At 52.8% G+C, this 14,803-nt stretch carries 11 protein-coding genes; 9 read left to right on the top strand and 2 right to left on the bottom strand.

Features of this window, described 5'->3' with window-relative positions; genetic code table 11:
* Positions 1–490 precede the first annotated feature (490 nt).
* On the top strand, positions 491–2,113 hold the full coding sequence (locus B0D95_RS13360) for a methyl-accepting chemotaxis protein (protein WP_078044353.1): 1,623 nt from the start codon (positions 491–493) through the stop codon (positions 2,111–2,113).
* Between the two features lie 195 nt (positions 2,114–2,308).
* Positions 2,309–3,919, top strand: a complete 1,611-nt coding sequence (locus B0D95_RS13355; protein ID WP_141229402.1) for a methyl-accepting chemotaxis protein — start codon at positions 2,309–2,311, stop codon at positions 3,917–3,919.
* A 93-nt stretch (positions 3,920–4,012) separates the two neighbouring features.
* Here the strand turns inward: B0D95_RS13355 and B0D95_RS13350 are convergent, their stop codons facing one another.
* The gene (locus B0D95_RS13350; RefSeq protein WP_078044351.1) at positions 4,013–5,224 is read right to left on the bottom strand and encodes a cation:proton antiporter; all 1,212 of its coding nucleotides are present in this window, start codon (positions 5,222–5,224) and stop codon (positions 4,013–4,015) included.
* Between the two features lie 599 nt (positions 5,225–5,823).
* On the opposite strand from B0D95_RS13350, the gene glnA reads away from it, so the two are divergent.
* The 6 genes from glnA to B0D95_RS13320 all read left to right on the top strand — a co-directional run bounded on the left by glnA (position 5,824) and on the right by B0D95_RS13320 (position 12,713).
* On the top strand, positions 5,824–7,224 hold the full coding sequence (gene glnA / locus B0D95_RS13345) for a type I glutamate--ammonia ligase (protein WP_078044350.1): 1,401 nt from the start codon (positions 5,824–5,826) through the stop codon (positions 7,222–7,224).
* A gap of 140 nt (positions 7,225–7,364) precedes the next feature.
* Positions 7,365–7,901, top strand: coding sequence for a DUF4124 domain-containing protein (locus tag B0D95_RS13340; RefSeq protein ID WP_078044349.1), 537 nt, complete (start codon positions 7,365–7,367; stop codon positions 7,899–7,901).
* A 153-nt stretch (positions 7,902–8,054) separates the two neighbouring features.
* Entirely contained in the window at positions 8,055–9,128 is a 1,074-nt protein-coding gene (glnL, locus tag B0D95_RS13335) for a nitrogen regulation protein NR(II) (protein WP_078044348.1), read from the top strand.
* Entirely contained in the window at positions 9,115–10,551 is a 1,437-nt protein-coding gene (ntrC, locus tag B0D95_RS13330; protein ID WP_078044347.1) for a nitrogen regulation protein NR(I), read from the top strand. Before glnL ends, ntrC begins: the two co-directional genes overlap by 14 nt.
* A gap of 264 nt (positions 10,552–10,815) precedes the next feature.
* Entirely contained in the window at positions 10,816–12,306 is a 1,491-nt protein-coding gene (locus tag B0D95_RS13325; RefSeq protein WP_078044346.1) for a methyl-accepting chemotaxis protein, read from the top strand.
* 164 nt (positions 12,307–12,470) lie between these two features.
* Entirely contained in the window at positions 12,471–12,713 is a 243-nt protein-coding gene (locus B0D95_RS13320) for a hypothetical protein (RefSeq protein WP_078044345.1), read from the top strand.
* Between the two features lie 83 nt (positions 12,714–12,796).
* Here B0D95_RS13320 and B0D95_RS13315 read toward each other — a convergent pair whose 3' ends face one another.
* Complete coding sequence (locus tag B0D95_RS13315; RefSeq protein WP_168172452.1) at positions 12,797–13,966, bottom strand: GNAT family N-acetyltransferase; 1,170 nt, start codon at positions 13,964–13,966, stop codon at positions 12,797–12,799.
* 168 nt (positions 13,967–14,134) lie between these two features.
* Here B0D95_RS13315 and B0D95_RS13310 point away from each other — a divergent pair, with 168 nt between their 5' ends.
* Positions 14,135–14,788 (top strand): exopolysaccharide biosynthesis protein, encoded by a 654-nt coding sequence (locus tag B0D95_RS13310; RefSeq protein WP_244904572.1) that lies wholly within the window; start codon positions 14,135–14,137, stop codon positions 14,786–14,788.
* Positions 14,789–14,803 lie beyond the last annotated feature (15 nt).

Here is a 14,803-nt window from a genome sequence, read left to right as displayed (position 1 = left end):
GAAATTCAGCCGCCGCCGGTAAATGCCGTGCAGCAGAAGCGGGTTGGATAAAAAGGCGGCGATTATAAAGCAAGGAATTCCCCCATCGCTTGCGTATCGCAAAAAAATGACGGTTTTCGCCATTCCTTCCCTATCTGTCACGCGTTCTTCTTCTCGATCAGCCCCGGATAGAGGGATTTACACCCTTCTACTGAATTATTAATAACCAAATATATTTTTCATGTGCGATTTTTAGAACTTTTAATAACTTTTTAGGTTTGATGATAACTATTTGCACTAAGGTTTTTTTGGGCGTTGATGATTTTTGTGCCAAGGCGCATCCGAATTACCAACACCATTTACCTAAAAATAGAGCTATCCACACTCCGTGAGATGCCTGGTTTGGATCTGGCTCCGGCTGTATCGAACCCCCTCAAGTCTGCAACAGCGGTCAATACGTACGTCGAAGCCTTTGTGCTCGGCATTCAATTAAATATGGAGTTATGACGCTATGTTAAGAAATATGAGGATCAGTACACGCTTGTCCTGTGGTTTTGGTTTGCTCGCGCTGATTGTGCTCGGGTTAGGTTTGTTTTCCAGCACCACAATGGGAGTCATGAATAAAAAAGCGGAAGAAATTGCTGGTACCTGGGTGCCTGCCCTGGATGCCATTGGCAGTTTAAATTTGAGCATTATGCGTTATAGGGTAAATACCCTTCGCTTGGTGATTTATACAAATCCCACAGCAATCAACAATACCGAGCTTAAGTTGAATGAGTTGCTGGCTGATATAGAAAAGGATCAGGCGCGCGTACTTCAGCATATTCCCCAAGGTAAGATGCGAGAGCTTGTTGAAGCTTTGTTGGTTGATAATAAGCAATATGTCGCGTTAACACGGCAAATTCTTGATGCTGTAAAAACGGATGATATTGAGCGAGCCAAGACCATTTTGGAACAGCAGCAGCGTCCTTTATCTGATGCCATATCCCAGCAGCTAGTAGAGTTGGGGAATGAGCTTGAAAAAGGTGCCACTACTGCATCATTGGCCGCAGAAGCGACATTTGACCGCAGTAAGAACATGGTGATTGCAGCCATAGTCCTGGCATTGGCGTTGACTACAGGTTTGGCGCTGGTCGTGACGCGCAGTATTACTACTCCGCTTGCCGAAGCGGTGCAATCCACGGAAACCATCGCCGCCGGTAATCTCACCCAGGAGATCCACCTGGAAGGCCGCGACGAACCGGCGCAGTTACTCTCTTCCCTGGCGATGATGCAGGACAACCTGCGCAGCGCTATCACCCAAATCAGCAATTCCTCCGTGCAGCTTGCCTCGGCCAGTGAGGAGATGAGTTCGGTGGCCGAGGACTCATCGCGCACGCTTCAGCGCCAGAATGGTGAAATCCAGCAGGCGGCTTCTGCCATCACCGAGATGAGTGCGGCTGTGGATGAGGTTGCGCGCAATGCGTCCGCGACGGCGGAAGCCTCCAATGCCTCGGCGCGCTTGGCCCATGAAGGGCGTGACCGGGTGAAGCACACGGTCAGTTCGCTGCGCACTATGACCGAGGAATTCACACGCACCTCGCAACAAATTGTCGGGTTGGCGGAGCAATCCAAAGATATTGGCAAAGTGCTGGATGTGATTCGTGCCATTGCCGAACAGACTAATCTGCTTGCCCTGAATGCGGCGATTGAAGCGGCGCGCGCCGGCGAGGCCGGGCGCGGTTTTGCGGTAGTGGCGGATGAAGTGCGAGCCCTGGCGCATCGCACCCAGGTCTCGACCCAGGAAATCGAGCAGATGATCAGCACAATCCAGGGCGGAACCAATGCGGCCGTCGGCTCTATGCGCAGCAGTGTGGAGCAGGCCCAGCAAGCGCTGACTGTCGCTGAGGAGGCTGGTCAGGCATTGGATGGCATCTACACCAAAGCTGGCGAAATCAGCGAAAGTAATTTGCTGATCGCCAGTGCGTCCGAAGAGCAGGCCGCAGTAGCGCGGGAGGTGGATCGCAATATTGTGAATATCAGCGACCTCTCTACCCAGTCGGCAGCCGGTGCTAACCAGACCAGCGCGGCGACCAATGAGTTGGCGCGTTTGGCTATTGATCTCAACAGCTTGGTTACTCGCTTTGTGATCTAAACGGCGCGGTCGTACGTTCTACTCTTGTTAAGCCCCCGCGCCTGTGCGCGTGGGGCTTTCTTTTATCTCAACGATCAATGTCATTTGTCAGTTTTCTTTCTTTACCTTTCAGCATTCTGGTCGATACTTTTTTAGTTAGCCTTTTTCGCCTAAATAAAACACCGCTCTCTGGAGAATGAAAATATGTTCAGGAATATGAAAATTGGCCCCCGTTTGGCATTAGGGTTTGGCCTGCTGGCGTTGCTTATCATGCTGTTGGGCGGGTTTTCGCTGAAGCAAATGGCAGCCATGGACAGCGACAACAAAGCCATTATCGATAATTGGTTGCCCTCAATCGAAGCCCTGGCGGCTATGAATCTGAATATTATGCGCTATCGGGTCTTTTCGTTGCGCCAGGTGTTAAGTCCCGAGCCTGAGGCGTTGGCGCGTACTCAGGCCAAGTTGAATGAGTTGAAGGTGGAAATTGAACAGCATCAAGCAAGGTATGAGAGCCTGATTTCAAGTAGTGAAGAGCGTGAACTGTTCTCTCGTATGAGAGATACCAAAGATCGTTATATGGTCGTTTCTGGGCGCATTGGTGATGCAGTCAAAAGCGGAGACATTGATGGTGCCAAAACTATTTTGGATGAGGAGCAACTGCCTCTGGCTGATGAAATAGCCAAACTACTCTTGAGTCTTAATGACTTTAACGAGCAAGGGGCGAGTAACGCTGCACAACAATCCGAGGCGGCTTATGCGAGCAGTAAATTACTGGTACTCATTGCTCTCGGCGTTGCTCTGGTGATTGCAGCGGGTTTAGCGATAATTGTCTCGCGCAGTATTGTCAGCCCTTTAAACGAAGCAGTAACCGCGACCGAGACTATTGCCAGTGGCAACCTCACCCAGAAAATTCGCTTTGAAGGTAATGATGAACCCGCGCGCTTGCTCGCGTCACTGGCGTTAATGCAAGACAACCTACGTTCTACTATCACCCAGATTGGCAATTCCTCGGTGCAACTGGCGTCGGCAGGTGAAGAGTTGAGTTCAGTCGCCGAAGAGTCCTCACGCAACCTGCAGCGGCAGAACGATGAAATCCAGCAAGCGGCATCGGCCGTGACAGAAATGAGCGCGGCGGTGGATGAAGTGGCGCGCAACGCCGTGAGTACAGCGGAAGAATCGAATGAGTCGTCCCGCCTGGCACATGATGGTCGGGATAAGGTGAATCATACGGTAGCGGCATTGAAATCCATGACCGAAGAGTTTGGCCGTACCTCGGCATTGATTGGTGGTTTGGCTGAACAATCCAAAGATATCGGCAAGGTGTTGGATGTGATTCGCGCCATCGCCGAGCAGACCAATTTACTCGCCTTGAACGCAGCGATTGAAGCGGCGCGTGCCGGTGAAGCTGGTCGCGGGTTTGCGGTGGTAGCGGATGAAGTGCGCGCACTGGCACATCGCACCCAGGTATCCACCCAGGAAATTGAACAGATGATTAGCAAGGTGCAAGGCGGTACGGCAGCGGCGGTGGAATCCATGAAAGGCAGTGTCGAACACGCCGGAAAAACCCTCACGGTGGCCGAGCAGGCGGGTGGCGCGCTGGAGCAGATTTACCAGAAAGCCGGGCAAATCGGCGAGCGCAACCTGTTAATCGCCAGTGCTTCAGAAGAGCAGGCAGCGGTGGCGCGGGAGGTGGATCGCAACATTGTGAACATCAGCGACCTCTCTACCCAATCGGCCGCCGGGGCAAATCAAACCAGCGCAGCGACTTACGAACTGGCGCGTTTGGCAACGGATCTCAATACCTTGGTTGCGCGCTTTGTGATTTAGCATCCAGGCGTGTTGAGTGCCTACAAAAAGCCCCCGTCACTGTGCAGTGGCGGGGGCTTTTTTACGCAGGTGAGTTTACAGGTGCGCGGTGCGCTATTTGGAACGCAGGATCATCGCTTTCATCTTTTGCAGTTTGGGCGACACTACCGGCACCGTCAGCATGGTACTGGCGACGGCCATAATGAGCAGGGCGGTGAAGGTTTCGTTGGTGATAATTTGCTTATCGAGCAACACATTGGCGAATATGATCATGATCAGCGCCTTGGTTTGCAGCAACCAGCCAATAATGGAAGCCTCGCCTTTTTCCCATTTGAGGATTTTACCGGCGGCATGAACACCTGCCAGCTTACCCGCCACTGAGGCCACCAGCAGTATGGCGGCGGCGACAAACACGGCGGTACCGCCTACATCCCAGTTGGTGCGCAGACCGGTACTGAGGAAGAATACCGGCATAATAATCATCAGGACAAAGTGGCGCAGCTTGTCCATATTCTCTTGGTTAAACCACTCCGCATCCATCACCGCGCCGGCCAGGAAGGCGCCCACCATGTAGTGCAACCCTGCCCAATCCGCCGCCAAGCCGCAGGCCGCGAGCCAGATGAACCCGGCATACCAGCGATCCTTCTCCTGAATGGCGACCATCAGTTTGCGGAACACATAAGCGAGTAAGGCAAAGCCCAGCAGGAACATGCCCTGGCGACCCACTCGCTCCCAATCCAGCAGGATTAACGCCAATACGCCCCAAATGGCGATGTCATCAAGGCTCGCATAGCGCAAAATACGCTGGCCAATGGGCTGGCGCAGGATTTCCATCTTCTCCATAAAAAGAATCAGAATGGGTAAGGCTGTTACTGCACAGGCCATGCCTACGCCCAAAACAAATTGCCAGGTCATCCCCTGGGCGCCAATCCAGCCATCGCTAAAGGCCATCATCGCCACCGCCGCGCCGCAGCCAAATAGCAGTGGTGTGCCCAGCGCCAGTCCGGCGGTGATACTGCTTTCGCGCTTGTAGGCCCAGGCTTTTTTCAGGTCGAGCTCGATACCGGCGATCCACACAAAAATCATCACCGCCCACCAGGCGATACCGTTGAGCGACTTGATGACATCAGGTGTGAACACAAAGGTGTAGTACTCGGGGAAGGCTTTGCCCAAAACCCCCGGCCCCAGCACTATGCCCATAATAATTTGCACCACGACCAGCGGTGCCCAATAGTCCGTACGGCCCAGGCGCCAAATCAAATAAGGCACCGTAAAAATGATTACCATGGCAATCAGGAAGATTTCTGTCGTTGTCATTGTGTGCATAACTGCCCTTTTATTGTTTTGGATATTGTTTCAGGTCTTGTTGGAAGCAACGAACCCTTGAAGCTGAACCCAGGTTCAAACGCGGCGCAGCCTACAGCGGATCATTTCGCGCGGCGAGATAAAGTCCATAAATATTCACTATCGCATTTTGGCGCACAAAAACACGCACTCTACCGGGCGACGTGACTGGTGCAGGTGCGGTGTTAGGCGACACGATTTGGTGCAACATAAAGCCGGTTCAGTGGCAAGCCAAGAGGCATTCTTGGTGCTAAGATGCGCGCACAGCCCCGAGCGTCCTTCTTGTGCATTTTAATGGTGCATAATTTAAAAATTGAGTCCCATTTTGGTGCATTTGCAGCTTATTTGTAGTGCGTAATCGCCCCGAGAGCCTTATTTTTAAAGGTCTGTTGCTATTTTATTTAAATGGCATATATTTTGCCCCTTTTCTGACACCCTAGTCTTGCCACGCTCCCCTAAATGAGTCGCGAGTCGGATGAAGTGGGGAAAATTTTCAGGTAAATGGTCTCTGGCCGGTTACCCTGGTAGTTATAACTTTTCATAATCCGTAGCCTTCGGGCTATAACACTTGGAGGCATTCAATGTCTAAGACTTTAGACCTGATCAAAGAACACGAAGCTCGCTGGATTGATTTGCGCTTCACCGACTTCAAAGGTAAAGAGCAGCACGTAACTTTCCCTTCACACGTTGTAAACGACAGTTTCTTCGTTGACGGTAAAATGTTCGACGGTTCTTCTATCGCGGGTTGGAAAGGCATTAACGACTCAGACATGATCCTGATGCCAGACGATTCAACGGCTGTTCTGGATCCTTTCTACGACGAAGCAACCATCAACGTTCGTTGTAACATCGTTGAACCAGCTACCATGCAAGGTTACGACCGCGACCCACGCTCTATCGGCCTGCGCGCTGAAGAGTACCTGAAGTCTACCGGTCTGGGCGACGTAGCATTGTTTGGTCCAGAGCCAGAATTCTTCATCTTCGACAGCGTTCACTTCCACAGCTCAATGGGCGGCGCTTTCTACAAAATCAAATCTGAAGAAGCAGCATGGTCATCAGGTGACGACGTTGAAGGTAAACACGGCCACGCTCCACGCGTAAAAGGCGGTTACTTCCCCGTTGCGCCGGTGGACTCACTGCACGACATCCGTGGCGCTATGTGTAACGCCATGGAAGCTATGGGCCTGGAAATCGAAATCCATCACCACGAAGTTGCTAACGCTGGCCAATGTGAAATCGGCGTAGGCGCTAACACTCTGGTTAAGAAAGCGGACGAAGTGCAGATCCTCAAGTACTGTGTACACAACGTGGCTCACCAATACGGTAAAACCGCTACCTTTATGCCGAAGCCTTTGATCGGTGATAACGGTTCAGGTATGCACGTTCACCAGTCTTTCTCCAAGAACGGCAAAAACCAATTCGCTGGCGACGCTTACGCTGGTCTGAGCGAAACCGCTCTGTACTACGTTGGCGGTATCATCAAGCACGCTAAAGCATTGAACGCTTTCTGTAACGCGTCTACCAACTCTTACAAGCGTTTGGTTCCAGGCTTCGAAGCGCCAGTAATGCTGGCTTACTCTGCACGTAACCGTTCTGCTTCTATCCGTATTCCTTACACTGTTGGTGAAAAAGCCAAGCGTATCGAAACCCGTTTCCCTGATCCAACTGCTAACCCATACCTGTGCTTCGCGTCATTGCTGATGGCCGGTATCGACGGTGTTCTGAACAAGATTCACCCAGGTGAAGCAGCGACCAAAGATCTGTACGATCTGGAGCCGGAAGAAGAAGCAGAAATCCCACAAGTGTGTTCATCTCTGGAAGAGGCTTTGGCATCTCTGGAAGCTGACCATGAGTTCCTGTTGGCTGGCGGTGTATTCTCTAAAGACTTCATCGATGCTTACATCACTTTGAAGAAAGAAGAGATCCAACGCATCAACATGACTCCGCACCCAGTAGAATTCGAACTCTATTACAGTGTTTAAGAGCTGCGTGTAAGTCACCTGGATCTGCTGGCGCCCGGCGCTGGCAATCTGTGAAAAAGCCCGCACCCGCAAGGGGGCGGGCTTTTTCTTTGGGCGCTGCGCGAGTAACCTAGGGCAAATCAATCGAAAGGGAGAGAGCAATGCGCGCCTTCTGGCTTTTGTTACTACTGCTTGCCCCGCTGGCCGTGGCGGAGATTTACAAAACCGTCGATAAAGATGGGCGAACGGTTTATACCGATAAGCCCAAAACGGAAAATGCCGAAAAAGTGGAGCTGCGCGGGCTAAATACAGTGCCCGGTGCCCAGCCGTTGCCTGATTCCTCTCCCGCCTCGTCGTTTGACTCGCGCCCGGCTCGGGTCGAGTACAAAATTGACATTATCAGCCCCCGCTCCGATGTCACTATTCCCGTAGGTCAGCGCGATTTGGCCATTGCCGCAGTGTTGCAGCCTTCTCTGGAGGAGGGGCATTTGCTGGTGTATTTCATGAACGGCGAGCTGCTGGAAGAGACCACCATGAGCAATATTATTGTGAAGGATGTGCCTCGTGGCACACACACCCTGGTGGTTGAGGCAATTGATGCGAATGGGCAATCATTGGGCATCTCTCCCCCGGTGATTGTTAATGTAATTCGCACCGTTGTTAAAAAGAATGCCCCGCCAAAGCCCACGCCAAAATAGATGCACTATTTTGGTGCTATGCTTGCCCCACTATTCACCATAATGGATAGTTTTTGGGGCTAAATTCGCGGGATCACGCCGATTGCTAACTTGGTTTGGTTTTTGCAGTAGCCAAGGTGCCCATTGTCAGGGCGTTCAGGAGAGCAAGCGCTGGTGAACTCGCACAACGTCTACAAACCCATTTTGGATAGCCTCAGTACCGCCATTATTTTGGTGGATGTGGATTTGTTGATTTGCCATATGAATCCGGCCGCCGAGGCGCTGCTGGCCATGAGTTGCGAAAGCAACACCGGCGAACCTATCACCTATTTCTTTTACGAGTCCGACGAGACAGATCGCCAGCTCAAAATGGCGGCGACCCAAGCCAACCATTACACCAAGCGCCATGCCGAATGGCGCTTGCTGAGCGGCGGCTCGGTAACGGTGGACTACACAGTGACTCCCTTTGGCAATCACGATGGCTTGATTATCGAGATCCAGCCCATTGATCGCCTGTTGCGTATCAGTCGCGAGGAGATGCTCACCTCGTCCCACGAGACCAGCCGCAACCTGATTCGCGGTATGGCCCACGAAATTAAAAACCCGCTGGGCGGGATTCGCGGCGCGGCGCAATTATTGGCGCGCGAACTGCCAAACAGCGGTTTGACCGAATACACCAGCATCATCATCGATGAGGCTGATCGCCTGCGCAATCTGGTGGATCGCATGCTCGGCCCCAACCAGTTGCCGCAGTGGCAATCGCTCAATATCCACGAGGCGATTGAGCGGGTAGCCACCATCATCAAAGCCGAAGGTCGCGATGCCATTAATATAGTGCGCGACTATGACCCCAGTATTCCCGAGTTGCTGGGCGACAAGGAAATGCTGATTCAGGCGCTGCTCAACATAGTGCGCAACGCCATGCAGGCGTTGACCGAGGCGCAGGTGGATAACGGTGTGATTCAACTGCGCACCCGTATCCAACGCCAGTACACCATTGGCCGCAAGCACCACGGCTTGATCTGCCGCATCGATATTATCGACAACGGCCCGGGAATTCCCGAGCACATGATCGAGAACATTTTCTACCCCATGATCTCCGGCCGTGCCGAGGGTACAGGTTTGGGGTTGACCATTTCGCAACATCTCATTCATCAGCACCATGGCCTCATCGAGTGCCATAGCGAGCCGGGCAATACCCGCTTCTCGCTCTACTTACCAATGGAAACACACCATGCAGAAGTCTAATAAAGTCTGGATTATCGATGACGATCGCTCGATTCGCTGGGTGCTGGAAAAAGCCCTGCAGCAGGCGCATATAGAGACGCGCCTGTTCGAGTCGGTCGATAGCGCCATGAGCCAACTCAATCGCGATGCGCCTGATGCCATCATCAGCGATATTCGCATGCCCGGTACCGACGGCCTGACGCTGCTGGGCAACCTGCATGCGACTCATCCGCAGATTCCCATCATCATCATGACTGCCCACTCAGACCTGGACAGTGCGGTGGCGGCCTATCAGGGCGGTGCTTTTGAGTACTTGCCCAAACCCTTTGATGTGGACGATGCAGTCGCTGTAACCCAGCGCGCGCTGGCTCACGCCCAGGAGCAAAAAACCGATCACGGTGCCGAGGCGGCGCTGGATACCAATACCGAAATCATCGGCGAAGCGCCGGCCATGCAGGAAGTATTTCGCGCAATTGGCCGCTTGTCGCAATCCAACATTACGGTGTTGATCAACGGTCAGTCAGGTACCGGTAAAGAGCTGGTGGCGCGCGCGCTGCATCGCCACAGTCCGCGCCGCAATGCGCCTTTTATCGCCTTGAACATGGCGGCGATTCCCAAGGATTTGATGGAATCCGAGCTGTTTGGCCATGAAAAAGGGGCATTTACCGGCGCTGCCGCACAGCGCCAGGGGCGTTTTGAGCAGGCCAACGGTGGCTCGCTGTTCCTCGATGAAATTGGTGATATGCCCGCGGAAACCCAAACCCGCTTATTGCGCGTATTGGCTGATGGTGAGTTTTATCGCGTGGGCGGCCATACGCCGGTGAAGGTGGATGTGCGTATCATCGCCGCTACCCACCAGAATCTGGAAACGCTGGTGGCGGACAATCGCTTCCGCGAGGACTTGTTCCATCGCCTCAACGTGATCCGCATCCATATCCCCAAACTCGCCAACCGTCGCGAAGACATTCCCAAGCTGGCGCGTTTCTTCCTGCACAAAGCGGCGACCGAATTGAATGTCGACCCGAAAGTGTTGCTGCCGGAAACCGAAGAATATTTCTGCACCCTGCAATGGCCGGGTAACGTGCGCCAGTTGGAAAACACCTGCCGCTGGATTACGGTCATGGCCTCTGGGCGTGAAGTGCACATCGAGGACTTGCCGCCAGAATTGCTCGATAACAAAGAAGTCTCTACACCGGCGGATGACTGGGAAAAAGCCTTGCGTCACTGGGCTGATCAGGCACTGGCGCGCGGCCAGCACCAACTGCTCAGCGAAGCTGTACCAACCTTTGAGCGTGCCTTGATAGAAACAGCGCTCAAATACACCGCTGGGCGTAAGCGCGATGCCGCTAACCTGCTCGGTTGGGGGCGCAACACCCTGACCCGCAAGCTCAAAGAGCTGGGCATGGCCGGTGGTAATGACCCGGATGGCGACGGCGACGACTGATCTACATCGCGTATGATCCTTTCCGCAGGCGCCATCCCCTTGGCGCCTTAATCATTTTCTGGATTTAACCCTTTCCCCTTGCGCAGCTTCCATGGGCTGTGTCTATACTCACAAGGCAATGCAAATCTATGGCTTGCCGAGCGCAATCTTGTCTGTGTGATTAGTGCTCAAGATTGGTGCCCACTGGCCGCCATAGTGAATATGCTGTTACAACAATAATTGCTAAACAATAACTACGATGTGTGTGGTGCTCCAGGGGGAACCATGGTTCAAAAATCCTTACTGACAAAATTAATGACATTCCTGTTTTTGGTTATGACCGCTATTGCCTCATTGGTCGCCTTTACCAATTATCAGATTGCAGCTAACGAGCTCCGGCACAAGCTGGATGCCGAAACCGCTGCCATGGTAGAGCTGGCCAACAGCTCGATTCTGGAGGCCGTGTTTGCCTACGACTTCCAGCAAATTGAGGCCATTGCCAAATCGCTGGTAAATACCTCCCTGATCACCTCGGTGAATGTTGTGGATCATCGCGGCAAAGCCTTGGCCGCGGCTGCTGATGAAGATCGCGGCGAAGGCCAAATCGTCCGCCAAGCCATTCCCATTGTGTATGGCGGCAATACTATTGGCAGTTATGACATTGCTTTCAGCACCCAATCTATGACCGATGCCCTGAGCGATCAGCGTAAAACCAGCTTATTGACGGTGCTGGCGTTGCTCGCCGCCAGTTTGATTACGGTGTATGTGCTGATTCGCAGCCTGGTGCTGGCGCCGGTGGATGAAGTCACCCGCTCGCTGTCCACTATCGCCGACGGTGGTGGCGACCTGACCCGCCGCTTGCCTACTGACAGCGGCAATGAAATCGCCGCCTTGGCGCACAACTTTAACCGGGTGATGGAGCACATCGCCGACATTATCCGCAACGTGGTACAGGTAAATGACAAGGTGCGGGTCAACGTCAATACCATGAGCCGCGCTACTGAAAGCACGGTGAACTCTACCTCGCAACAGCTGCGTGAAATTGAATTGGTGGCCACGGCGGTGGAGGAGCTGTCGGCATCGGCCACTGAGATTGCCCGCCACGCCGGTGAAACTGCCGAGCACACCAATGCCACCAGTATTTTGGCAGAAGAAGGCAATGCTATTGTTAGCCTGTCGCTGGAAAATGTGAATCGCCTGACCGGACAAATCGAATCCACGGCGCAGAAAATCCAGGTGTTAAAAAATAACTCCGTGAATATTGGCTCTGTGATGGAGGTGATTCGCACTATCGCCGAACAAACCAACCTGCTTGCGTTGAATGCTGCGATTGAAGCGGCGCGGGCTGGTGAGCAGGGGCGCGGGTTTGCGGTAGTGGCCGATGAGGTGCGCTCGCTGGCGCAAAAAACACGCTCATCCACCGAGGAAATTGAATCGATTATTGTGCAGTTACAGCGCGCCGCCGACGAAGCCCATCAGGCCATGAATACCAGCACTGTCTCTGCGCGTGAAACCATCGATACTGCTTCAAAAGTGGGTGAAGCCCTGGATAAGATCCGCGCCAATATCGGCACCATTAATGACATGAACCACCAAATCGCCAGCGCCTCCCATCAGCAGAGTTCTGTCGCCAACGAGGTGAGTAAAAACATTACCGCTATCCACGGTTTGTCAGAAAATGTGGTAGAGAACGCGCAAGTGGTGAACCACAGTGGCAGTCAGTTAATTAATGAAACTGGCGAACTGAAAAAGCAGATTGATAGTTTTAAAGTGTAATTCACTCGCTCAGCAGCAGTTTGTGAGTTGTTTTTTTTACGGATAATTGTTTGCGCTGTAAAACAACAACTTACAAACTCTGGTCTCTTGGTAAATCCGCAAATTTTTCTCCAGGGTATCCACTTTGCAGTGGGTAAGGCCAGCTGTTGATAGAGGTGTATGTCATGTCAAAAATCAAAATCGAGAAATTCGTTGCCGGAACGCTGGAAAGCAGTTTTGGTGTTCCCGCATTCGCGGTAAGTGTACTCACCCAACTGTTACCTGCATCTGCAATTAGCGAGCTGGCCGGCCGTGGCATAGACATTGACGCTATTCTCAGCGCCCAAAAACTGGGCACTGCCTATTCTTCCTCGATTGAGGTTACAGAAGATGGCGTGCAAAAAACTGTAGTTATATCAGTTGCCTAGATGCGCTGGCGAATGAATGCTGCTGCATTAACTGCGAAAGATTTCATTGTGTTTCTACTGCCATAGCCGGCAGTAGAAACATATTACTCGCTCACTATGGTTTTAAACGGCAGCAGGCTGGCCGCTTCATTTGCGTACTGGCGCACGCCTTCTGCTTCCTGTACCAGAAATTGCTGGATCGCCGCCCGAAAACCGGGTTCTTGAATCCAGTGGTTGGAGTAGGTCAATACCGGCTCAAAACCGCGTGCAATTTTGTGCTCCCCTTGGGCACCACCATCAAAACGCTGCAACCCATTGGCGATCGCAAAATCAATGCCTTGGTAATAGCAGGTTTCAAAATGCAGGAATTGGTATTCCTCAAAGCAGCCCCAGTAGCGGCCGTAGAGTGTGGTGTCATCGCGCACAAAGAGCGAAGCGGCAATCACTCGCTCATCCCCGTCATCGCGTTTACTGGCGCAAATCAGCACCAGGTTTTCAGGCAGCGTCGCCCCTATTTGCTGGAAAAATGCGGCCGATAAATAGCCGTTGTGGCCGCTGCGTTTCAGGTAGGTAGTGCGATAGAGCGCATAAAATATCGCCCAATCATCCGCCGTGAGTTGATGGCCGGTTTTCACCTGAAATACAAACCCCTGTTCATGTACCTGTCGGCGCTCCTTGAGGATATTCTTGCGCTTGCGCGAACTCATGGCGGCGACAAAATCCTCGAAGCACGCATAGCCGTGATTAAACCAATGAAACTGGCAACCAAGGCGCTGCATGGCCCCCAAGGTGTGTAACTGCTTACTGAGCGGTTCATCGGGAAACAGGCAATGCCAGCCGGAATAACCCTGCTTTGTGGATTCTGCGCCCAATGCGGTCAATATGGCGGGCAGCAAGTCCGCCGGATTATGGTCGGCTGATACCAGCAGGCGTGGCCCCCGGCAGGGGGTAAAGGGGATGGCATTGATCCACTTGGGATAGTAATCCAACCCGTGGCGACGATAGGCATCCGCCCAGGCCCAGTCGAACACATACTCACCATAGGAATGGGTTTTGATATACCCCGGCATCGCTGCGATTACTGTCCCCGCCTGCTCTATCACCAGGTGATGGGCTTGCCAGCCAGTGCGGGCAGTAATACAGCCGCTGTCTTCCAGCGCCGCCAGAAACTCATGGCGTACAAAGGGGTAATCGGCCGGGCAGAGCTGGTTCCAGCGAGTGGCATCCAGATCATGAATGGTGCTGATAAAACGAATCTGTACAGGGCTTTCCACCGGTCTCTCCACGTGGCTCTCCAAACGTCAGCACGACGGGCCTTAAGGGGTAATAGGGCGCGCATCATCAACCTTATCGGTAAAGTTACGCAACGACAAATATGCTCGCTAGTCAGTGTCACGCGACTACAGTAGAATCGGCCCACTTTAGTTACTATTGGTCACTCAATGTCTTTGCCTGAACCCGACCCTGGGTTGCCTGCCCCGCGTCATTCAAGTGTCAGTTTATCCTCCTTGTTATTGGACTTTGCTGCGAATTTCAACGCTGAGCGCGTACGGGTTCGCGATATCACCGAGTCGCTTGGTCAGCGCTCCTTTGGTTTCATCCTGCTGATTTTTGCCCTTCCCAATTCGCTGCCCATTTTGGGTATTCCCGGCGTTTCCACCATTACCGGCTTACCCATGTTGTTTGTGGCGGTGCAAATGGCCATGGGGCACCAACGTGTGTATTTACCTCGCTGGATTGCCGACAGTTCACTCACCACCGCCGATTTCAATGCCCTGATTAATAAAGTGGTGCCCTGGTTGCGCCGCATAGAGCGGCTGATGAAACCGCGCATAGCCTTCCTCTCGGCCGGCAATGCCGAACGATGGTTGGGAGCCTTCTGTGCGCTGTTGGCATTCTTGCTGGTGCTGCCCATTCCCTTGGGAAACCTGATGCCCGCATTGGGCATATTGTTTATAGCCCTGGGATTGATTGAGAGCGATGGTGTTTGTGTATTGGCCGGTATTGGTATCGGTATTGCAAGTTGGGTGTTGCTGGGTGGCTTGGCCTGGGTGATTTTTAAAACCGCCCTGCTGGTCATTGAGCGAATGTTTTAATTCTGAGGTTCTAAA

Origin of the sequence: Cellvibrio sp. PSBB023 (genome assembly GCF_002007605.1) — a bacterium.
GTDB lineage: Bacteria > Pseudomonadota > Gammaproteobacteria > Pseudomonadales > Cellvibrionaceae > Cellvibrio.
The sequence above is the reverse complement of the archived record's forward strand: the minus strand, read 5'-3'. Positions and strand labels throughout refer to the sequence as shown.

Coding starts and splice junctions, on each gene's coding strand:
- B0D95_RS13360 (WP_078044353.1), top strand. CDS start 491: ATGTTAAGAAATATGAGGATCAGTACACGCTTGTCCTGTGGTTTTGGT.
- B0D95_RS13355 (WP_141229402.1), top strand. CDS start 2,309: ATGAAAATTGGCCCCCGTTTGGCATTAGGGTTTGGCCTGCTGGCGTTG.
- B0D95_RS13350 (WP_078044351.1), bottom strand. CDS start 5,224: ATGCACACAATGACAACGACAGAAATCTTCCTGATTGCCATGGTAATC.
- glnA (WP_078044350.1), top strand. CDS start 5,824: ATGTCTAAGACTTTAGACCTGATCAAAGAACACGAAGCTCGCTGGATT.
- B0D95_RS13340 (WP_078044349.1), top strand. CDS start 7,365: ATGCGCGCCTTCTGGCTTTTGTTACTACTGCTTGCCCCGCTGGCCGTG.
- ntrC (WP_078044347.1), top strand. CDS start 9,115: ATGCAGAAGTCTAATAAAGTCTGGATTATCGATGACGATCGCTCGATT.
- B0D95_RS13325 (WP_078044346.1), top strand. CDS start 10,816: ATGGTTCAAAAATCCTTACTGACAAAATTAATGACATTCCTGTTTTTG.
- B0D95_RS13320 (WP_078044345.1), top strand. CDS start 12,471: ATGTCAAAAATCAAAATCGAGAAATTCGTTGCCGGAACGCTGGAAAGC.
- B0D95_RS13310 (WP_244904572.1), top strand. CDS start 14,135: ATGTCTTTGCCTGAACCCGACCCTGGGTTGCCTGCCCCGCGTCATTCA.